Source organism: Pseudogemmobacter hezensis (assembly GCF_013155295.1).
Taxonomy (GTDB): Bacteria; Pseudomonadota; Alphaproteobacteria; order Rhodobacterales; family Rhodobacteraceae; genus Pseudogemmobacter; species Pseudogemmobacter hezensis.
Genome location: NZ_JABJXT010000023.1, coordinates 33015 through 53857 on the forward strand (window position 1 = coordinate 33015; position 20843 = coordinate 53857).

At 62.7% G+C, this 20843-nt stretch carries 21 protein-coding genes; 11 read left to right on the top strand and 10 right to left on the bottom strand.

What is annotated here, in order from left to right; translation table 11 throughout:
- Nucleotides 1-275: 275 nt before the first annotated feature.
- Complete coding sequence (locus HOY34_RS18795; RefSeq protein WP_253944546.1) at nt 276-1958, bottom strand: electron transfer flavoprotein-ubiquinone oxidoreductase; 1683 nt, start codon at nt 1956-1958, stop codon at nt 276-278.
- Between the two features lie 316 nt (nt 1959-2274).
- On the opposite strand from HOY34_RS18795, the gene greA reads away from it, so the two are divergent.
- On the top strand, nt 2275-2745 hold the full coding sequence (greA, locus tag HOY34_RS18800; protein ID WP_172365708.1) for a transcription elongation factor GreA: 471 nt from the start codon (nt 2275-2277) through the stop codon (nt 2743-2745).
- 80 nt (nt 2746-2825) lie between these two features.
- Entirely contained in the window at nt 2826-3941 is a 1116-nt protein-coding gene (locus tag HOY34_RS18805) for a hypothetical protein (protein ID WP_253944547.1), read from the top strand.
- Nucleotides 3942-3959: 18 nt separating this feature from the next.
- On the opposite strand, the gene HOY34_RS18810 is transcribed toward HOY34_RS18805, so the two are convergent.
- The 7 genes from HOY34_RS18810 to HOY34_RS18840 all read right to left on the bottom strand — a co-directional run bounded on the left by HOY34_RS18810 (nt 3960) and on the right by HOY34_RS18840 (nt 8251).
- Complete coding sequence (locus tag HOY34_RS18810; RefSeq protein WP_172365744.1) at nt 3960-4529, bottom strand: GNAT family N-acetyltransferase; 570 nt, start codon at nt 4527-4529, stop codon at nt 3960-3962.
- A 40-nt stretch (nt 4530-4569) separates the two neighbouring features.
- Complete coding sequence (mobB, locus tag HOY34_RS18815) at nt 4570-5070, bottom strand: molybdopterin-guanine dinucleotide biosynthesis protein B (protein ID WP_172365710.1); 501 nt, start codon at nt 5068-5070, stop codon at nt 4570-4572.
- Nucleotides 5067-5738: a molybdenum cofactor guanylyltransferase gene (gene mobA / locus HOY34_RS18820; protein WP_216654837.1), complete on the bottom strand. Its 672-nt coding sequence runs from the start codon at nt 5736-5738 to the stop codon at nt 5067-5069. Before mobA ends, mobB begins: the two co-directional genes overlap by 4 nt.
- 83 nt (nt 5739-5821) lie before the next feature.
- On the bottom strand, nt 5822-6448 hold the full coding sequence (locus tag HOY34_RS18825) for a hypothetical protein (protein WP_172365714.1): 627 nt from the start codon (nt 6446-6448) through the stop codon (nt 5822-5824).
- Nucleotides 6449-6509: 61 nt separating this feature from the next.
- Nucleotides 6510-6659: an aa3-type cytochrome c oxidase subunit IV gene (locus tag HOY34_RS18830; RefSeq protein WP_172365716.1), complete on the bottom strand. Its 150-nt coding sequence runs from the start codon at nt 6657-6659 to the stop codon at nt 6510-6512.
- A gap of 162 nt (nt 6660-6821) precedes the next feature.
- Nucleotides 6822-7235, bottom strand: coding sequence for a DUF6173 family protein (locus HOY34_RS18835; RefSeq protein ID WP_253944548.1), 414 nt, complete (start codon nt 7233-7235; stop codon nt 6822-6824).
- A complete protein-coding gene (locus tag HOY34_RS18840; protein ID WP_172365718.1) occupies nt 7232-8251 on the bottom strand; it encodes an MBL fold metallo-hydrolase in 1020 nt (339 codons plus the stop codon). Before HOY34_RS18840 ends, HOY34_RS18835 begins: the two co-directional genes overlap by 4 nt.
- A 202-nt stretch (nt 8252-8453) precedes the next feature.
- On the opposite strand from HOY34_RS18840, the gene HOY34_RS18845 reads away from it, so the two are divergent.
- Nucleotides 8454-8600, top strand: coding sequence for a hypothetical protein (locus tag HOY34_RS18845; protein ID WP_172365720.1), 147 nt, complete (start codon nt 8454-8456; stop codon nt 8598-8600).
- Nucleotides 8601-8773: 173 nt separating this feature from the next.
- Here HOY34_RS18845 and HOY34_RS18850 read toward each other — a convergent pair whose 3' ends face one another.
- Together HOY34_RS18850 and HOY34_RS18855 are read right to left on the bottom strand one after the other, a co-directional pair.
- Nucleotides 8774-10750 (bottom strand): DNA gyrase/topoisomerase IV subunit B, encoded by a 1977-nt coding sequence (locus HOY34_RS18850; RefSeq protein ID WP_172365722.1) that lies wholly within the window; start codon nt 10748-10750, stop codon nt 8774-8776.
- Nucleotides 10751-10832: 82 nt separating this feature from the next.
- Nucleotides 10833-11867 (bottom strand): GlxA family transcriptional regulator, encoded by a 1035-nt coding sequence (locus HOY34_RS18855; protein WP_172365724.1) that lies wholly within the window; start codon nt 11865-11867, stop codon nt 10833-10835.
- A 122-nt stretch (nt 11868-11989) separates the two neighbouring features.
- On the opposite strand from HOY34_RS18855, the gene bcoG reads away from it, so the two are divergent.
- From bcoG to HOY34_RS18895, 8 genes are all read left to right on the top strand, one after another.
- Nucleotides 11990-12904: a 3-dehydrocarnitine:acetyl-CoA trimethylamine transferase BcoG gene (gene bcoG, locus HOY34_RS18860; RefSeq protein WP_172365726.1), complete on the top strand. Its 915-nt coding sequence runs from the start codon at nt 11990-11992 to the stop codon at nt 12902-12904.
- A gap of 120 nt (nt 12905-13024) precedes the next feature.
- Nucleotides 13025-14491: a carnitine 3-dehydrogenase gene (locus tag HOY34_RS18865; protein WP_172365728.1), complete on the top strand. Its 1467-nt coding sequence runs from the start codon at nt 13025-13027 to the stop codon at nt 14489-14491.
- A gap of 4 nt (nt 14492-14495) precedes the next feature.
- Nucleotides 14496-15659, top strand: a complete 1164-nt coding sequence (locus HOY34_RS18870; RefSeq protein ID WP_172365748.1) for an acyl-CoA dehydrogenase family protein — start codon at nt 14496-14498, stop codon at nt 15657-15659.
- Nucleotides 15660-15664: 5 nt separating this feature from the next.
- Nucleotides 15665-15973, top strand: coding sequence for an Rdx family protein (locus HOY34_RS18875; protein WP_172365730.1), 309 nt, complete (start codon nt 15665-15667; stop codon nt 15971-15973).
- 281 nt (nt 15974-16254) lie between these two features.
- Nucleotides 16255-18255 carry an acetate--CoA ligase family protein gene (locus tag HOY34_RS18880; protein ID WP_172365732.1) on the top strand — a complete coding sequence of 667 codons (2001 nt, stop codon included), beginning with the start codon at nt 16255-16257 and terminating at the stop codon, nt 18253-18255.
- A complete protein-coding gene (locus tag HOY34_RS18885; RefSeq protein WP_216654838.1) occupies nt 18248-19051 on the top strand; it encodes a carnitinyl-CoA dehydratase in 804 nt (267 codons plus the stop codon). The genes HOY34_RS18880 and HOY34_RS18885 overlap by 8 nt, the downstream gene beginning before the upstream one ends.
- Nucleotides 19052-19316: 265 nt before the next feature.
- Nucleotides 19317-19721 carry a hypothetical protein gene (locus HOY34_RS18890; protein ID WP_172365734.1) on the top strand — a complete coding sequence of 135 codons (405 nt, stop codon included), beginning with the start codon at nt 19317-19319 and terminating at the stop codon, nt 19719-19721.
- A gap of 408 nt (nt 19722-20129) precedes the next feature.
- A complete protein-coding gene (locus HOY34_RS18895; protein ID WP_172365736.1) occupies nt 20130-20756 on the top strand; it encodes a hypothetical protein in 627 nt (208 codons plus the stop codon).
- Nucleotides 20757-20843 lie beyond the last annotated feature (87 nt).

A 20843-nucleotide genomic window follows, 5' to 3' on the forward strand; every position in this document is an offset into this window, starting at 1 on the left:
GGGCTTACAGATGCGCCCGTGCTGGGAGAGAAGCTAACGCCCCGTTTTGCCACACGCAATGCGGCGCGGCACAGATCGCGGTGGGGATCTGCAATGCGGGCCTGTGGCGGGGTGAACTCTTCGTGAGACGGCGCTCAGCTTGCAGGCCAGACGAGGATTCCTGCCTCGCCTGATCTGCCTTGCCTGGCCTTTCTGGTCTGCCCCGCCCGGTTCTGCCCCGCCCGGTGCTGTCGTGCCCGGTCTGGTTCGCGGTGTTCCGGAGAGCTTCCGGCATGTCACATATTCGGGTAATTCGGCCCGCCGCCGCCCATCGGTGTGGTCCAGTTGATGTTTTGCGACGGGTCTTTGATGTCGCAGGTTTTGCAATGGACGCAGTTCTGGAAGTTGATGCGGAAACTGGCCTCTGCCCCTTCGCCCAACACCTCATAGACGCCTGCCGGGCAATAGCGCTGCGCGGGCTCGTCATATTCGGGCAGGTTGACGCTGATCGGGATGGCAGGATCTTTCAGCCGCAGGTGGGCGGGCTGTTGTTCGTCATGGTTGGTGAAGCTGTAAGAGACATTGGTCAGGCGGTCGAAAGACAGAACACCATCCGGTTTCGGATAGTCGATCTTCTTGTAATCTTTTGCCTTTCCGGTCGCCGCAGCGTCGGTTTTACCATGTTTGAGGGTGCCGAAGAAGGAAAAGCCAAGCGTGTTGGTCCAGAGGTCGAGGCCGCCCAGCATCAGGCTGGCGGTCAGGCCCCATTTCGACCAGATCGGCTTCATGTTGCGGACCTTTTTCAGATCCTGGCCGATGGCGCCGGCCCGCACCTCCGTCTCGTAATCGGTAAGCTCATCGCCCTGGCGCCCCGCCTTGATCGCCGCATGCGCGGCTTCTGCGGCGGCTTTTCCCGAGAGCATCGCATTGTGGTTGCCCTTGATGCGGGGCACGTTCACGAGGCCCGCCGAGCAGCCCAGCAGCGCCACACCCGGCGCCACCATTTTCGGGATCGACTGGAAGCCACCTTCCGAGATCGCACGCGCACCATAAGCCACGCGTTTGCCGCCTTTCAGCAGTTCCGCCACCATCGGGTGATGCTTGAAGCGCTGGAATTCCATATAGGGGTAGAGATGGGGGTTCTTGTAGTTCAGGTGAACCACGAAACCGACATAGACCTGATTGTTTTCAAGGTGATAGATGAAGGATCCGCCGCCTGCATTGCCGCCCAGCGGCCAGCCCATCGTATGGGTGACCGTGCCCTCGCGGTGCTTTTCGGGATCAATCTCCCAGATCTCTTTCATGCCGAGGCCGAACTTTTGCGGCTCATGCCCCTCGGAGAGGTTGAATTTCTGGATCACCTCTTTGGCGAGGCTGCCGCGCACGCCTTCGGAGAGGAAGACATATTTGCCGCGCAGCTCCATCCCGGGCTCATAGGCGGGGCCGGGCAGGGCGGTTTCCGGGTCAAGCCCAAACTCGCCTGCGACCACGCCCGCAACGCGTTCGCCGTTTTCGTCTTTGGTCCAGACCAGCTGCGAACAGGCCATGCCGGGGAAAATCTCGACGCCCAGCCCCTCGGCCACGCCGGCCATCCAGCGGCAGACATTCGCCATCGAGACGATGTAATTGCCGTGATTGTTCATCAAAGGCGGCATCGGGAAATTCGGCACCCGAATTTTCCCTGCCGCGCCAAGGATGTAGAAGTTATCCTCTTTGACCGGAACTTTGATCGGCGCATCCATGGTCCGCCAGTCGGGCAGCAGCGCGTCCAGGCCGACCGGGTCCAGAACCGCGCCGGAAAGGATATGCGCGCCGACCTCAGAGCCCTTTTCCAGCACCACCACGCTGAGATCGGGGTCCAGCTGTTTCAGCCGGATCGCGGCCGAGAGGCCCGAGGGCCCCGCGCCAACGATCACAACGTCATATTCCATCGACTCGCGGGTGATCGCAGTGCTGGGCTCGGTGCTGGGCTCGGTCATCGGCTTCTTTCTCGCTCCTGGCTGCGGCCTGTTGGCACCGCATACTTTGGCTTGGACTTTGTGTCTGATGGCCCCATGCGGGCGATTTGTGATTGCCCTAAGGGCAGGCGCACGTCAACCTTGACGCAACATCACCGCCATTGCGCCCGTGTCATGGGTAAGATTCTTGCCGTTAAACGACCACAGTGCGCGGCCATGCGCCATGGCTCTTGCTTTTTGTGCGCCCATGGGGTGAGGTTACCGGAACACGAGGCGCGAAGTCATGACCCGGGCGACCGGATCGTGGCTTCTGTTTTTTTAAAGTGACGACAAAGATATGGAAAAAATTCCGGTAACCCGGCGTGGCTTTGACAGGCTGGACGAAGAGCTCAGGCAGCTGAAGACCGAGGCGCGGCCCGCGATCATCCGCGATATTGCCGAGGCCCGCGCCCATGGCGACCTGTCGGAAAATGCCGAATATCACGCCGCGCGTGAAAAGCAGGGCTTTATCGAGGGCCGGATCAAAGAGCTTGAGGGCATTATCTCGCTGGCTGATGTGATCGATCCGACGCAACTGTCGGGGCCGATCAAATTCGGCGCCACGGTGACGGTGGTCGATGAGGACAGCGATGAGGAAAAGACCTGGCAGATTGTCGGCGAGGTCGAGGCCAATATCGAGGCCGGGCTTTTGAACCTGCGCTCACCGATTGCGCGGGCGCTGATCGGCAAAGAGGCGGGCGATAGCGTGGAAGTGACCACGCCCGGTGGCCAGAAAAGCTACGAAATCCTCTCGGTGCGGTATATCTGAGCGGATAAAGAACCCTTTAGCCTCAGATCTGTAACCCCGGATCTGAGACCCGACTGGCAATGGCGGAAGAGATCCCGACGATGAGAAAGCCCGCGCAAGGCTATTTGGCGGCTGAACCCGAAGGCGGGGCGGGCTCCCGGCTGGCCCGGCGCCTGGGGCTTTCGCCGGTGACAGAGATCGCCGCCGGTGTGGTTTCAGGGATCTGGGTGGTGGCGGTGCTGGCCTGGGTCTTTACCTCTTCTCCGGGGGGTGATTCGGAGAGGCTGGGCCTGGTTCTCACCCTGTTGATTCTGTTCCTGCCGCTGGTGCTGATCTGGGTGGCGGTGATCACGCTGCGCTCGGTGGCCGAGCTGCGGACCGAAGCCGCCAGCCTGCATGCCGCAATCGAGGCGATGCGTGGCTCTTTCTCAGAAACGCAGGGAGAGATTCGCGCAGCCATGGGGCGCAGCGATCTTGCGGGGGCTGCGGGGCTTGCATCGGGGCATGCGGCGCAGGGCGCGCCGCAAACCCTGTCAGGGGGCGGATCAGCGGGCACATCGGGTGGCACATCAGGGGGTGGCACATCAGGCGCCGGGAATGCCACCGCCACCTTTTCCTCGCGCCGTGATCAGGCCTTGTCGGTGCCATCGGCTGATCGCAAGGCTGCATTGACGCCACCGCGCGAAGAGCCCGAGGCCGAGCAGCCCGCTCTGGCGCTTGGCACGCCCGCTGACAGCAATCGCGCGCCGCTGTCGATTGAGGATTTCATCACCGCGCTGCAATTTCCCGAAAGCCCCGAGGATAAGGCGGGCTTTCGCGCCCTGCGCCTGGCGCTGGAGGATCGTGAGATCGCGCGCCTGATCCGGGCGGCGCAGGATGTGCTGACGCTGCTCAGCCAGGAGGGCATCTATATGGATGACCTCAAGCCCGAGCTGTGCCACCCCGACATCTGGCGTCGCTTTGCTGCAGGAGAGCGGGGCCGGGGCGTCGCGCCGATTGGCGGCATCCGTGACCGCGCCTCGCTGGCGCTGGCGGCCGGACGGCTGCGCGAAGACACGATTTTCCGTGACGCGGCCCATCACTTCCTGCGCACGTTTGATCGCGTTTTCCAGGTGTTTGAACAAAATGCCAGCGACAATGAGCTGATCCATTTCGCCGATACCCGCACCGCCCGCGCCTTTATGGTGCTGGGCCGGGTGGCCGGGGTGTTTGACTGATCAGGGATCAGGCGCGGCTCAGATATCGGGCTGGCCAAGCACCCTGATCATCGTGGTCGCCGCATCAAAGCCAAAGGCATAGCGCAAAAGGCCCAGCCGATCGGTATGGGTGGCGACAAAGCCCTGGCGCTCATAAAGGGCGCGGGCGCGGGGATTGCCGTCGATCACCTCAAGGCGTGCCTCTCTGTAGCCGCGCCGCAGGGCCTCATCACAAAGCGCGTTGATCAGCGCGGTGCCGATGCCTTTGCCGCGGGCCGCAGGCGAGACTGCGATGCCGTCGATAAGAAAGCGTTCATTGTCGACCTCATTGCTGAGCAGCCGCAGCAGACCCGCCCGCCAGGCCGAGCCAAAGCGGCCATAGGCCCGGCGCAGATCGCTGCGCGTGCCGCCCGAAAAGCTGCCCTGCACCGATTTATACCCCGCCAGCCCGACCAGCCTGCCCTGCCAGTCCATCGCGGCAAAGCAGTGATCGGGCCGCAGGCCGCGGTTCAGAAAGGCCAGCGCGCGCGCATCGGGCCCCATGACCCGGCTCAGCTTGCCGCCAAAGGCCTGCCAGTAGATGCGGGCGGCCTCTTCGCGCTGATCCATCGGAAAGCCGCGCCGGATTGAGAAGGGGGCAGCGGCGGTGTCAGCGAACAAGGCCGGTTTCCTTCAGGATGAAATCGGCAATCGCGCCCGGGTCATTCAGGTCCAGCCTGGGCACAGAAAGCCCTGGCAGGGGCGCATCCGAGGCCACCGCCCGCACCAGCGGATCGCCGGGCTGGATCATCGGGCGGTCGCTCACGCCCTGGCGCCAGACCTCGATCTTTGGATGGGCGTCGCGCTTATAGCCCTCGACCAGCACCAGATCGACGGGGGCCAGCCGCGCCAGTACTTCGGCCAGATCGGGCTCTGGCCCGCGATGTTCGCGCAGGATGGCAAAGCGGTTGGCCGAGGCCAGCACCACCTCGGACGCGCCCGCCTGACGATGGCGCCAGGTGTCCTTGCCGGGCTGGTCGAGATCGACATCGTGATGGACGTGTTTGACGGTCGAGACGCTTAGCCCGCGCCCGGTGATATCCGTGACAAGGCGTTCCATCAGGGTCGTCTTGCCGCTGTTTTGCCAGCCGATTACGCCATAGACCCTCATGATCGGCCCACCTGATCTGCGGACATACGGGATTCGGCGCGGGCCAGGTCCTCGGGGCGGTTCAGGTTCGCAAAACCCTCGGGATCAGGGAAATCCACCGCCACCGCCCCATGCATGGCGGCGAAATCGGCGATCTTCGGCTTTGCGCCAGAGGCAAGAAAAGCCGCGAGCGGGTCGGCCAGCGCCACAGGCCAAAGCGCCGAGGCATTGTGATCCCGCCCGCCCGCCCGTGCAAATGTGGGGTGAAGAAACGCCGCGTCCTTCGTGCTTCCTGCGGGGCTTTGGACGGCTGCCATCAGGGCGCTGACAAGGGTATCCGGCAGAAAGGGCGCATCAACCGGGGTTGAGATCACCGCCGCTGCCCCGGCCGCCTGAGCCGCCCGCAAACCGCTGAGGATCCCGGAAAGCGGCCCATAAGAGGCCTCATCCGCCAGCACCTTTAGGCCTGTTGATGAAAAACGTGCGGGATCGCCATTGGCGGAAATCATTATACGGCAGGCGGGGTCCGGATCGGCATCGGCGGATGCAGGATCGGCCCAGGCGGCGCTGATTTGCGGCGAAAGCCTTGCGATCACATGGGAAATCAGCGGCCTTCCGGCCAGCATGAGGTGCGCCTTATCGGCGCCGCCCATCCGGCGGCCCTCACCTCCGGCAAGTATGACAGCCATCACGCTCACGCCAGGGGCCTTTCGTTCGGATGGAAGACCAAAGCAGACGGAAAGGGCCGCTATCGCTGCGGCCCTTATGCCGCTTAATTGACGCGGTCACCCTTTTTGTTAATCAAAACAACGCCGTGGCCTTCGCCCGGATTGTCGTTTTCCTCAGTCACGATACGTTCCTGCACGCCCGGCAGCTTGCCGAAATCGGCGGCCAGTTTTTTCGGGAACCAGGTCCGCGACAGGCCCTCGAAGCCAGGCACACCGCGCAGCAGGCCAGAGATCGAATTGGCACAATGCGCCTTTGGCACCGCGCCGTTTTGCAGCGCTTTTTGCAAGATCATCTCGGCCACCTCGGGCGAGAGCAGCAGCTTTTGCTCGATCACGTGGAACTGCTCTCCATCGCCGTCGCGGGCGTGGTAGTCGAGGTAGAAGTTCACCAGCCGGTCGCTCATGCCGAAATGCACATCGTCACGCTCGGGCGAGCGGGGATGGCTGAAGGTGCCCGCCGGGTCGAAGAGCACGCGCTGCGAGCCATTGATCAACAGCGCCGAATGCGCGCCGCTGCCATTGCGGTCATTGATGGTGGTGAACAGCGTGATCGCAGGCGGCGGCCCGGCAACATAGGTGGCGCGGGCAATCTCTTCATCACTGGCCCAGATCGATTCTGCGCAGGCGGACAACAACAGAGAAACTGCGAGCGCAGCAAGCATACGAAACATCGGGCGATCTCCAGACCCGGATCGTCAAAAGATCACCGGGCCCCCGTTATGAAGCTGAGGCTCAGGCGCCGGACAGGCCGACGAAAACCAGGGCGACGATGATCGCAACAAGGCTCCATTTCACCAGGCCGATAAAACCTGCGAAGGTTTTTTCCTGGGCGCGGATGTCCATGCTGCCCGCCTGATAGTCACCGTGATTGTGTTCAGCCATTCTTCATATATCCCGCTGATGATCGCTTTTCAGCCTGTTAGCCGATTCAACCGCCGCTGTCACCTGTTGGGCGGGGGGGGACCGGAATTTCCCCCCGGCTTCGGGATCACTGCGGCCCCAGTATATGGCCCCACGGTGGCTTCACTGTTGCTCTGCTGCGGCTCAGACCGAGCCGTCGCCGGATTCGCCGCCGCCCCAGCCACGCAAAAGCTGAAAGCCGATGCGCAGCGGCGGCTCTTCGGGGGTGGCTTTGGGCACCGCCCGCAGCAGGACCGAAAGCTGGCTGACATGCTGCACCATCTGTGTTTTCAGCCCGCTTTCATCCTGGCCGTAAAAGGTCAGCAGATCGGGGTCGGAAAAGCCAAGCCCCTCGATCCTGAGCACCCCGGCCTGGCTGCCGGTAAAGCCCATGGCGACCTCATGATCCTGGTCAAGCTGGCTTTCAAAATGGCGGATATAAAGGACGATCCGCTCGCAGGCGGATTCGGCGGGCGATTTCTCAGGCACCTCAGCCGCGGCTTTTGCGGGCGGGGCCGCGGCTTTGCCGGTTGCCACTGCTTTTGACGTTTTGCTCATTTTTGCTGCCATATCCATGCGCCATCCGGGTCGAGAGAACGGGAAACCTCGCCCCGGTGCAAGAGATGGTTCAGATGTGCAACCGTCTCTGCCAGTGCCAGGCCCTGCTCGGCCTGGCCGATCTGGCGGCGGAAAAGCGCGGGGAAACAGTCAAAGGCGCGGCGTGGCGCGGCCAGATGATCGCGCAGCCTGTCCAGCCCCGAGAGGTGGTTCGCCACCATCTGCTGCAGCCGGAAGGGCAGGCCCGTGAAGGGCAGTTTATGGCCGGGCAGCACCAGCTGGCGGTCATTGGCAAAGGCCCTAAACCGGGTGCAGCTTTCCAGCCATTCCGCCAGCGGATCGGCCTCTGGCTCGGCCGGGTAGACGCCGATATTGGCCGAGATGCCGGGCAAAAGCTGATCGCCGCCCAGCACGAGATCATCGCTCCAGAATGTGGCATGGGCGGGGGCATGGCCGTGACCGATGCGGATCTGCCAGTCGCGCCCGGCCATGCGCAGGCGCTGCCCCTCTTGCAGGCGGGTATAGCCCAGCGGCAAGGGCGCCACGCAGTCAGAGGCGTTGAAGGGGCGCTCGCCCATGCGGCGGGTGATCTCGGGCTGGGGCAGGCCCGTGCGGCGCCAGAAGGTGACGGCCTCGGGCGAGGGGCGCTCTTCCTGGCTTAGCAGCAGCATCCGCGCGTAAAGCCAGGCGGTGCGGGTCATCATCAGCTCGGCCCCCTGGGCCATGAACCAGCCCGCCATGCCGATATGATCGGGGTGGTGATGGGTGCCGATCACCCGGCGCACCGGACGCCCGGCCAGAGGCCCCGCCAGCAGCGCCTGCCAGCCCGCCACGGCGCGGCGCGAATGCAGGCCGGTATCGATCAGCGTCCAGCCATCGCCCTCGTCCAGCGCATAGACATTCACATGATCCAGCGCCCAGGGCAGCGGCAGCCGCAGCCACAGGATACCGGGCGCGACCTCGGTCGCAGAGCCGGGTTCAGGGGGATCGGGGAAGGGAAAGCGGATTTCAGTCATGGGGGTTTGATGACCGCCAGGCGTTGCTTGCACAAGAGGCATGACGGCACCGCTATGGCGCTGTGCGACGCGTGGATCTGCCTGCGGGCGTGCCCACGCCTTCACAAAACGCGGTGGATATGGCAGTTGAGTTATGCGTGTCCGAGGGGCATGCCAGATGGCTTCTTAACACTTTAGCCAGCCGATTTCAGGAGCTTACCCGATGGATGAAGAAGAGCGCGCCGCCCGGGCGGATCGTGCCGCACAGGGGGATGAGCGCGGCGCGGGCGGGATCAACCTGGCGCTTGCGCTGATTGTTCTTTCGGCCCTGGTGGCCGTTGTGGCCCTGTCCTGGGTTTTTCTGGCCTGACAGATCTGCTGGCCTGACAGATCTGCTGGCCTCTCAGATCTGCCGGGCTGACCGATCTGCCAGGCTGACAGCGGAAGATGGCTGCCCGGGGCTTACGGGAACAGACTTACCGGGGCTTTGGTTTTCGGCCCCACCGCAGCTGTGGCGCGGGGCCGAAATGAGATCACTGGCGATCAGACGTCCAGCTCTTCGGCATCGGCAAAGCGGGCGTTTTCCTGGATGAACTGGAAGCGCAGCTCTGGCTTTTTGCCCATCAGACGCTCGACCAGATCGCCGGTGCTGTCGCCCTCATCCGCGCCGATCGAGACCCTGATCAGCTTGCGCGTCGCGGGGTTCATCGTGGTGTCTTTCAGGTCTTTCGCATCCATCTCGCCCAGACCCTTAAAGCGCTGAACGTCGATTTTTCCTTTGCCACCCAGACCCTTGGCCAGCCATTCCTCTTTCTCGGCATCATTAGCCACGTAAAGGCGGCGTGCCCCCTGGGTCAGGCGATAAAGCGGCGGGCAGGCCAGATAGAGGTGCCCCTTGTCGATCAGCGGCCGCATCTGGGTGAAGAAAAACGTCATCAGAAGCGAGGCGATATGCGCCCCGTCAACATCGGCATCGGTCATGATGATGATCTTGTCATAGCGCAGATCATCGACGTTGAACCGCGCCCCCATGCCGACGCCAAGCGCCTCGCATATGTCGCGGATCTCGGCATTGTCGCCCAGCTTGCTGGCGGCAGCCCCCAGCACGTTCAGCACCTTGCCGCGCAAAGGCAGCAGGGCCTGGAAGGTGCGGTCGCGCGCGCCCTTGCCGCTGCCGCCGGCCGAATCGCCCTCGACGAGGAACAGCTCGGTTCCCTTGCGGTTCGAGGCCGAGCAATCGACCAGCTTGCCGGGCAGCCGCAGCCGCTTGGTCGCCGATTTGCGCTGCGTTTCTTTTTCGGCGCGGCGCTTCAGGCGCTCTTCGGCCCGCAGCACCAGGAAATCCAGGATCGCGCCCGCCGATTTCGGGTCATTGGCCAGCCAGGTGTCGAAATGGTCGCGGACCGCGTTTTCCACCCATTTCGCCGCCTCTTCGGTGGCCAGACGGTCTTTGGTCTGGCCGACGAATTGCGGCTCGCGGATGAAGATCGAGATCAGCGCACAGCCGCCGGTCAGCATATCCTCGCGGGTGATCTGATCGGCTTTGCGGTTCTTGACCCGTTCGCCATAGGCGCGGATGCCCTTGAGGATTGCGGCCCAGAAGCCGGTCTCATGGGTGCCGCCCTCGGGCGTCGGCACGGTATTGGTGTAGGACGAGATGAAGCCGTCGCGCATCGGCGTCCAGTTGATCGCCCATTCGACCGAGCCGGGGACGCCGTATTTTTCCTTGAAGCTGACCTTCCCGGCGAAGGGGCGCTCGGCATAGGTCTGGTCTTTTTGCAGCTGCTCTGAGAGGTATTCGCCAAGCCCGCCGGGATAGTGGAAGGTGGCCTCCAGCGGCATATCGCCATCCGGGATTGCCGATTTCCAGCGGATCTCAACACCCGAATAGAGATAGGCCTTCGAGCGGACCATCTTCATCAGACGCGCCGGTTTGAACCCCTGATGGCCGAAAATCTCGGCATCGGGGTGGAAGATCACCGTGGTGCCGCGGCGGTTCGGGGCAGGGCCGATTTTCTGCACCGGGCCCAGTGGTTTGCCGCGCGAAAACTCCTGCACGAAAAGCTCACGGTTGCGGGCCACCTCGACGCGCATATGATCGGAAAGCGCGTTCACAACCGATGAGCCGACGCCGTTCAGCCCGCCCGATGTTTCATAGGCGTCGCCGTTGAACTTGCCGCCCGCGTGCAGGGTGCACAGAATCACCTCAAGCGCGGATTTGTCGGGGAATTTCGGATGCGGGTCGACGGGGATGCCGCGCCCGTTGTCCTTGATCGAGACCGAGCCATCGGCCAGCAGTTCCACCTCGATGCGATTGGCGTGGCCTGCGACGGCCTCATCCATCGAGTTGTCGAGGATCTCGGCCGCCAGGTGGTGATAGGCGCGTTCGTCAATGCCGCCGATATACATGCCCGGCCGCATGCGCACCGCCTCAAGCGGTTCCAGCACCTCGATCGACGAGGCATCATAGGTCTGCTGGTTCGGCGCGGCGAGAAGATCGCCGGAATCGTTCGGGGCCATGCGCTGCTCTTATTGTTTCTGAGGGCGCATTAGACCACCTGGCGGGGCAGGGGCGCAAGATCCAGGGGTGATTTTCCTGAGGTCATATCCTGTCGCCAGTTTTGTCACCATTTTTGGGGCCATCTTCTGCACCGTTTGCGGGCCCCGTGCCCGGGCGGCGCCGCAGGGCCCCCGGCGGGTGGCCCCAGAGGCGGCGAAACGCGCGGGACAGGGTGGCGGGGCCAGAGAACCCGGTGCGCAGCGCGATTTCTGCCAGCGGGTGGCTGGTATCTGTCAGCATGCGCCGCGCCGCCTGCAGGCGCAGGGTCAGCGCCCAGGCGGCCGGCGTGGTGCCAAGCGAGTCGCGGAACAGAACCTCAAGCCTGCGCGGTGACAGGCCGATGGCGCGGGCGGTGGCGGCGGCGCTTTCGGGCTGGTCGATCCGCGCCTCCATCCGTTTCAGTGCCTGGGTCACGCGCGGATCCAGCGCAGGGTCGCGGCGTGGGGCTGCGATCTGCGGCTCGTGCCCGGGGCGGGCGTCGGTCAGGAAGGAATTGGCCACCTGCCGCGCAAGGCCCGCGCCATGGCGGGCGCGGATCAGATGCAGCATGAAATCCTGCGCAGGCTGCGCGCCGCCGATGGTCACGCGGTTGCGGTCGATCACGAAACGGTCTGGGACGACCTCGATCTGCGGGTGGCGGTCAGCCAGATCCTCCAGTTCCTCCCAATGCACGGTGGCGCGGTAGCCGTTCAGAAGGCCCGCACGCGCCAGCACCCAGGGGGCTGAGTCGATGCCGCCAACCAGCCGGAAGCGCGGCGCGATGCGGGTCAGCTCGCGGATCAGCGGGCGGGTGGCGACCTCATCCAGCTTATAGCCCGAGATCACGATCAGCAGATCAGCCCCCACCGCATGACCGGGCGGCCCGTCCGAGGGCAGCGAGATGCCGCAGGTCAGCGGCACCGGCTGGCCGTCGGGCGAGACGACGCGCCATCGAAAGGCCTCATGCCCCAGCTGGCGGTTGGCGTTGCGCAAAGGGTCCAGCGCCGAGGCCACTTCGAGGATCGAAGCCTGGGGCAGGACCAGCAGTGCGATGGTCAGCGGTGCGCGTGCCAGGGTGAAGATTGCGTTTTCCGTCATGAGAGTTTCGTAAAATGCAAAGCGCGGCCTGGCAAGGAGGATAGACTTGCTGTCAAACGGTGCCCGGGCGAAAGAACTGGGCGAAAGATCTGCGCCGTATCGAAGAACCGGAGGACCACCCAATGCCGCTGACCATGAACCGCGAGGTTTTCATCACCTGTGCCGTGACCGGATCGGGCAGCACGCAGGACCGCAGCCCGCATGTGCCACGCTCGCCCGAGCAGATCGCAGCCTCGGCGATTGATGCGGCAAAGGCGGGCGCAGCGGTGGTGCACTGCCATGTGCGCGATCCGGAAACCGGCAAACCGGCGCGTGACCCGGCACTTTACCGCGAGCTGACCGAGCGCATCCGCGATTCTGGCACCGATGTTGTGCTGAACCTGACCGCTGGTATGGGCGGCGATATGATGTTCGACGGCACCGAGAATATGGGCCGGATGGCGGCGCATTCCGACATGATCGGCGCGACCGAGCGGGTGGCGCATATCGTCGAATGCCGCCCTGAGATCTGCACGCTCGACTGCGGCACGATGAATTTTAACGAGGCCGATTATGTGATGGTGAACACGCCCGGCATGCTGCGCGATATGGCGAAACGCATGGTGGCCTCGGGCACGCGGATCGAGATCGAGGCCTTTGACACCGGGCATCTGTGGCTGGCGAAAGCGCTGGCGGATGAGGGGATCATCCCCGATCCGGTGCTGGTGCAGCTGTGCATGGGCGTGCCCTGGGGGGCGCCGGATGATCTGAACACCTTCATGGCGATGGTGAACAATGTGCCGAAAAACTGGCACTGGTCGGCTTTCGCGCTGGGCCGCAATCAGATGGCCTATGTCGCGGCAAGCGTGCTGGCGGGCGGCAATGTGCGGGTGGGTCTTGAGGATAATCTCTGGCTGGAAAAGGGCGTGCTGGCGACCAATGCGCAGCTGGTAGAGCGGGCGGTGACCATCATCGAGAATCTGGGCGCGCGGGTGATCACGCCGGCTGAGGTGCGGGCGCGGCTGAAGCTGGAAAAGCGGGCGCCACTCGCAAGGTGAATCGGGCCGAAGTGAGGTGCCTCTGGCCAGGGGCGGATGCCTCCGGCGGGGATATTTAGAGACAGATGAAAAAGCACCCCGCTGTAATCGGGGGCGAGGATCAGGGAAGGGAGCGCGTTCATGGCGCGTAAGGCGGCGATTGTTGGCGGCGGCGTGATCGGTGGTGGCTGGGCGGCGCGGTTCTTGCTGAATGGCTGGGATGTGGCGGTTTTTGACCCCGACCCCGAGGCTGAGCGCAAGATCAATGCGGTGCTCTCGAATGCGCGGCTGGCGCTGCCCGCTTTGTCGGATGTGCCAATGCCGCCAGAGGGGCGCTTAAGTTTCGCGGGCACCATGGCCGAGGCGGTTGAGGGGGCGGAATATGTGCAGGAATCGGTCTCTGAACGGATCGAGCTGAAGCACAGGGTCTATGCGCAGCTGCAGCAGGCCAATCCGGGCGTGCTGATCGGGTCATCGACCAGCGGTTTCAAGGCGTCGGATCTGCAGGCTGGCAGCCCCGCGCCCGAGAACATCATTGTCGCCCATCCCTTCAACCCTGTCTATCTGCTGCCTTTGTCGGAAGTGTCGGGGTCGGAGAAGAATACGCCAGAGACGGTGGAAAAGACCGTGCAGATCATGAAAGACATCGGGATGTTCCCGCTGGTGATCCGCAAAGAGATCGATGCGTTTCTGGGCAACCGCTTCCTTGAGGCGGTCTGGCGCGAGGCGCTCTGGATGCTGAAAGACGGGGTCGCCACCACGGAAGAGATCGACGAGGCGATCCGCATGGGGTTCGGGCTTCGCTGGGGGCAGATGGGGCTTTTCGAGACCTATCGCATCGCGGGTGGTGAAGCCGGGATGAAGCATTTCATGGCGCAATTCGGCCCCGCGCTGAAATGGCCCTGGACCAAGCTGATGGATGTGCCGGAGTTCAATGACGAGCTGGTCGAACTGGTTTCCTCGCAATCCGACGCGCAATCGGGGATGTATGGCATCCGCGAGTTGGAGCGGATCCGCGATCAGAATCTTGTGGGCTTTCTGCGGGCGCTGAAAGAACGCAACTGGGGCGCGGGCAAGGTTTTGCGTGAGCATGACGAGCGCCGTGCGGCGGTGTTCTATGCGGATACCGATCAGGGGCCGAAGGCGGCGCCGCTCGTGATGGCGCATATGCAGGTGCTGCCGGGCTGGATCGACTATAACGGCCATATGACCGAGAGCCGCTATTACTTCTGCAATTCCGAAGTGGCGGATGCGTTTTTGCGGCTGATCGGCGCGGGGATGGCTTATGTCGGGGCGGGGCACAGCTATTACTCGGCCGAGACCCATATCCGCCATCTGGGTGAGGCGAAGCTGGGTGATCGGCTGACCGGCACGATGCAGATCATCTCAGCCGATGAGAAGCGGTTCCGGTCTTTTGTGCGGATCCTGAAGGGCGATGAGGTGGTGGCGACGATTGAGCAGCTTTGCCTGCATGTCGATATGAAAGCGGGGAAAACCGTGCCCGCGAGCCCTGAGGTCTGGGCAAAGCTGAAGGCGGTGGCGGAGGCCCAGGCCGGGCTGCCGCTGCCCGAAGGCGCAGGCCGCGCCGTTGGCCAGAAGAAAGGTTGAGGCGATGGATTTCGGGCTGAATGAAGAACAGCAGATGATCGTCGAGGCGACGCGTGCCTTCGTCGAAAACGAGCTTTACCCGCATGAGGCAGAGGTCGAGCGTTCGGGCGTCCTGCCGCTGGAGCTGATCCGCGAGATCCAGAAAAAGGCCATCGCTGCCGGGCTTTATGCGGCGAATATGCCGGTTGAGGTGGGGGGCGCGGGCCTCGATACCCTGTCCTGGCTGCTTTATGAGAAAGAGCTGGGGCGCGCGAATTACGCGCTGCACTGGACCTGTGTGGCGCGGCCCTCGAACATCCTGCTGGCGGGCAACGCCGAGCAGCGCGAGCAATACCTTATGCCCTGCATCCGGGGCGAGACCTGGGATTGTCTTGCGATGACTGAGCCGGGGGCGGGATCAGATCTGCGCGGCATGAAGGCCTCTGCACGGGAAGACGGCGATGACTGGATCCTGAACGGGACCAAGCATTTCATCTCGCACGCTGATCTGGCGGGCTTTGCGATTGTCTTCATGGCGACCGGCGAGGAAGAAACCCCGCGCGGGCCGAAAAAGCGGATCACTGCGTTTTTCGTGGATAAAGGCACGCCGGGGTTCAATGTGCGCGAGGGGTACCGCAACGTCTCGCACCGCGGCTATACCAATGCGGTGCTGGAGTTTGATGACTGCCGCGTGAACAAGCGGCAGGTGCTGGGCGAGGCGCATAAGGGCTTTGAGGTCGCCAATTCCTGGCTGGGGGCGACGCGGTTGCAGGTGGCATCAACCTGTCTTGGCCGGGCGGAACGTGCGCTGGATCACGCGGTCTCCTATTCCGCCGAGCGAAAGCAATTCGGCCAGCAGATTGGCAAATTCCAGGGCGTGAGCTTCAAGCTGGCCGATATGGCGATGGAGCTGAAAGCGGCGGAACTTCTGACCCGCGAGGCCGCCTGGAAATACGACCAGGGCACGGTGAGCGAGGCCGATATGTCGATGGCCAAGCTGAAAGCGACCGAGGTGCTGGCGATGGTGGCGGATGAGGCGATCCAGATCCATGGCGGCATGGGACTGATGGACGAACTGCCGCTGGAACGGATCTGGCGCGATGCCCGTGTCGAGCGGATCTGGGAAGGCACGTCAGAGATTCAGCGCCATATCATCTCGCGTGAGCTGCTGCGGGCGGTAGGGGGGTGACGGTTATGGCCGATGACAAGGGTGCGGGACCAAAAATCCGCTTCACCTATTGCACCCAGTGCAACTGGATGCTGCGCACAGCCTGGATGGCGCAGGAGTTGCTGCAAACCTTCGGACAGGATCTGGGTGAAGTGACCCTGATCCCATCAACGGGCGGCGTTTTCCGGATCGAGCTTGATGGTGTGCTGGTCTGGGACCGCAAAGATCAGGCCGGTTTTCCGGATTCGAAACAGCTGAAAAAGCTGGTGCGCGATCATGTCTGGCCAGAGCGTGATCTTGGCCATCTTGATCGTGGCGCCTTGCCGGAGGCCTGAGCCCGACTGGTCCGCGCCGGGGGCTGTCTGCCCCCGGACCCCCGAGGATATTTTCAGACAGATGAAAACCATATGTTAACCAATGATCCTGATATTGGCATTGCGGTACAGGCGGGGACGCCGATGACCGCGACGGGTGAAACCCTGCCCCGCTTCGGTGGGGCAGGGGACAGCCCCGTCCGTTTCATCTGTCTGAAAATATCCTCGGGGGGAGGTGCCGCTTCGCGGCACCGTGGGGGGCAGACAGCCCCCCTTGACCGGCAAGAGTGCGGGGGGGACGCATGAAACGCCTCGACCGGCTGCTGCGTCCTCGCCATATTGCTGTTCTTGGCGCGGGATGGGCTCTTAACGTCATTGAGCAGACCCGTAAGATGGGATTTGATGGGCCAGTCTGGCCTATCCACCCCAGCAAGGCCGAGATTGGCGGGCTGAAGGCCTATGCCTCGGTTGCCGATCTGCCCGAAGCACCCGATGCGACTTTTGTCGGTGTGAATCGTTTCGCGACGGTTGATGTCACCCGCGAGCTTGTCGAACGAGGCGCCGGTGGGGCGATCTGTTTCGCGGCAGGCTGGACCGAGGCGGGTGAGCCGGAGCTGCAGCAAAAGCTCATCGCCGCAGCTGGCGATATGCCGATCCTCGGGCCAAATTGCTATGGGGTAATCAATTACCTCGACGGTGCGCTTTTATGGCCCGATCAGCATGGCGGCGTTCGGGTTGAAAACGGTGTCGCCCTGATCAGCCAATCCTCGAACATCGTGGTTAATCTGGCCATGCAGCAGCGTGGCCTGCCGGTTGCCTATATTGCCTGTCTTGGCAATGCTGCGGTGGTTGGCCTGGCCGAGCTGGCCGGGGCCTTGCTGGATGACCCCCGCGTGACGGCGATCGGCATGTATATCGAGGGGATTGACGACGCCCCGGCCTTTGCCCGGTTTGCGGCGCGGGCTGAGGCGCTTGGCAAAGGGGTCGTGACAATCAAATCTGGCAAGACCGAGGCCTCGCGCAGCGCGGCGGCCTCGCATACGGCTTCTCTTGCCGGGGGCGGTGCGGCGTCCTCGGCTTTCCTTGCGCAGCTGGGGGTGGCCGAGGTCAACAGCCCTGCAGAGATGATAGAGACGCTGAAGATCTTCCATATTCACGGGCCGCGTCTGGGGTCTCGCCTGTGCTCACTGTCCTGCTCGGGGGGCGAGGCGGGGATGGTGGCTGACCTGGCCGCGCCTTTCGGGCTACAGTTCCCGCCGGTGCCAAAGCTGACGTCTGAGCGGCTTTCCAACACGCTGGGGCCGATTGTATCGGTTGCCAACCCATTGGATTACAACACCTTCATCTGGGGTGACCTGGAGAAAACCACCGAGGTTTTCTCTGCCATGCTGGAGCCTTACGACGCCGGGCTATATGTCATCGACCTGCCGCGGGAGGATCGTTGCGATCCCTCAAGCTATTTCCCGGCGCTTGAGGCGATCAGCAACGCGCAAAATGCCTGCGGCAAGCCCGCCTTCCCGGTGGTCACGATTTCCGAGAATATGAACGAGGCGCGGGTGCAGGCCCTGATGGCGCAGGGGCTTTGCCCGCTGATGGGCTTTGAAACCGCGCTGGCGGCGATCCGGGCGGCGCAGACTCCGGCCGGGATTGAGGGCTGGCAGCCGCTGGCCGCTTTGCCCGCACGCCACACACGGCTTTTGTCTGAGGCCGAGGGCAAGGTGCTTTTGGCGGCTGCAGGCGTGCCGGTTCCACGCTCGGTGACCGGGGCGACGCTGCAGGATGTGACGCAGGCGGCCGTCGGGCTGCAGCCCCCCTTCGCGCTGAAGGGCCTTGGCTTTGCGCATAAGACCGAGGCCGGGGCGGTCAGGCTGGGGCTGAATACGCTGGAAGGGCAGGCCGGGATGCCTGGCGCCACCGGCTATCTGGTCGAGGAAATGGTGACCGGCGCCCTGGCTGAGATGCTTTTGGGGATCAGCCGCGATCCGGTCTATGGCATCACGCTGACCCTGGGGATGGGCGGCGTCACGGCCGAGGTGCTGGCCGATACGGTGACGCTTGTCTGGCCGTTGGATGAGGCGGCGATCCTGACTGCGCTGCGGCGGTTGCGGCTTTGGCCCTTGCTGGATGGCTATCGCGGCAGGCCGCGTGCAGATGTGGCGGCATTCGCGCGGATCGCCTGCAGCCTTGGGGCGCTGATGGCGGGCGATGACCGGCTGGAAGAAATCGAAATAAATCCGGTCCTCTTGCGAGAGACGGGCGCGGTGGCGGTGGATGCTCTGATCCGGAGGGACGAGAATGACTGAGATGCAGATGCGGGTTGATGGCCCGGTAAAAACCCGCCGCGAGGGCGCGATCCTTGAGGTCACTCTGGATGCGCCCAAGGCCAATGCGATCAGTCTGAAAACCAGCCGTATCATGGGCCTGGTGTTCCGCGATTTCCGCGATGACGACAGCCTGCGCATCTGCATCCTGCGCGCGGCGGGTGAGAAATTCTTTTGCCCCGGCTGGGATTTGAAGGCCGCAGCCGAGGGGGATGCGGTTGATGGCGATTATGGCGTTGGCGGCTTTGGCGGCCTGCAGGAGCTGCCAAATCTGAACAAGCCGGTGATCGCGGCCGTCCAGGGCATCTGTTGTGGCGGCGGGCTTGAGCTGGCGCTATCTGCCGATCTGATCATGGCCTCTGAGACGGCGACATTCGCACTGCCAGAGATCCGCTCGGGCACGGTGGCGGATGCGGCTTCGATTAAGCTGCCAAAGCGGATCCCCTATCATGTGGCGATGGATCTCTTGCTGACCGGGCGCTGGTTTGACGCCGAAGAGGCGCTGCGTTGGGGGCTGATCAAAGAGATTTGCGCGCCCGATCAGCTGCTTGCCAAAACATGGGAACTGGCGCGGCTTTTGGAATCGGGGCCGCCGCTGGTCTATGCAGCGATCAAGGAAGTGGTGCGCGAGGCCGAGAATATGCGCTTTCAGGATGCGCTGAACCGGATCACCAAGCGCCTGATGCCGACGGTCGACCGGCTCTATTCCAGTGAAGACCAGCTGGAAGGTGCCCGGGCATTCTCTGAAAAGCGCGACCCGGTCTGGAAAGGCCGCTGAGGTCGGCGGCGGCGCCCCGCCATGCTGACCAGGATAGTGGCGGCGGCAGAGCAGGGCAAAACTGGCCGGGCGGCGAATAGAGGTCGATGATCACAGCGAGACAGGCGAAGCCCGTCACTGGCCTCAACGCTGTTCATCGACGCGCTGATGGTGTGGCAGTGAAGCGGCCTCGGCTGGAAACTCATATTTCCATCTAAGCGATAGAAATAAAAAGAAAATAATCAGTATATCTAACCTTGGGGCGAAGGCCCCAGAAGAAGGACGCATGCCCTGGCTGCATAAATACCTCTGCAAGGATCAGGGTATAGGGATGATGTTCACCGACTCGCAGATCGTCGAGCGGGTCATCAAACGCTGCACTGACTCCGGGCTTCCGGTGCTGACTGTGCATGACAGTGTGTTCGCGCCCTATACGCATAGCAGACTGGTTAACGCAGTTATGGTTCAGGCCGCAGAGGAGGCGGTTGGTCGGCCTTTGCCTTTGGAGGCTGAGCATGCTGGTCTGGATGACGTGCGAGATAAGCTATTGGAAATTCAACAGGATTTCCAATGGTGGAGGGAAGCGGCTCGCTGCGAAGGATATTTGCAGAGGCTAAAGGCCTGGGAAGGATCGCATGGGCAGGAGGTTGTTTCTCTGGGGATGAAGCAGCGTAAGGCAAGGGCAGGCTAATCCCTTTGAATCAGCAGCAACAGCCTTGTCTTTTGCAGGCTCTTTCCATCCCCCGTCCCCCATATTTATACCTATTGATCCCTCTGTCCCCATCCCTCCATGCACCCTGTCAGCTCAATGTTCCGATGCGATAACATGCTGATAGATATTGGTTTTTATCAGTCATTTTTATGAAGTGACTGAGGGCACGCTGGTATGCTTCCTGACCGCATCTGCCTGACCTGACCCTTTCAGAGGCTTCCCATGACCGCGAATGTCCACCTCGGCGCCCAGCTTGACGCCTATGTTGCCCTGAAGAAACCCGGCTTTGCACTGATGGTCGATGCGCCTTGGGGCGGGGTACGCTCCCCTCTTGACTAGCGGCGGCTAAGGCACTTCCATGCGGAGATTACAGTAGGGCAAGTGCATATGCTAAGATTTTTCTGGCGTTTGAGCAGGTTTTTAATCCGGTCGTTCTGGAAGATCAGTTTCGTTCTCACTTTCCTGCTATTTATTGCTGCCCAACTTATAGCTGGCGTCTCTGGCTTGGTTGGGAGTGTTTTTAAATCAGTCTTTGGCACGGATACCGTGGCCACGTTAGCGGATGAGCGTTCCAGGAAGGCTGCCTCGGAGGCGGAGAACCTTCGGAAGCAGAATGTCGATCTGAACGACAAGAACACTCAAGCGGCGCGTGATCTTGATGATGCGCGTGCGAAGAACAGGCAACTCACTGCAACGGCTGACCGAGTAGAGCTTGAAAACAGATCACTCCGAAAGGACGCGGCAGAGCTTAGGGCTAGGGCCAGCAGAGAAGTCACCTGGAAGGGTAAGAAGCGCCCACTGGCAGAGGCGGTGACTGATATGGCTGGCGGAGTAGGCAAACGCACCCGCACTGCTGCTGCGGCTAATGTCGCATCGGTGTTTGGCGAAGCTGTGCCGGTCTATGGTGTAGCTGTGATCGTTGCTTCGACGGCATACGAACTCAAGGTTTCGTGCGACAATATGCGGGACATGAGTGTTGTTTCTCACCCAGAACTGAGCCGTTTAAGGGCATAATTTTCACTGAGAACTGAGCCATGTGAACCTTCCTCCAAAGCGGTGAGCGGCGGGGGCAACGGAGTGATCCACATGGGACTTTTGAAC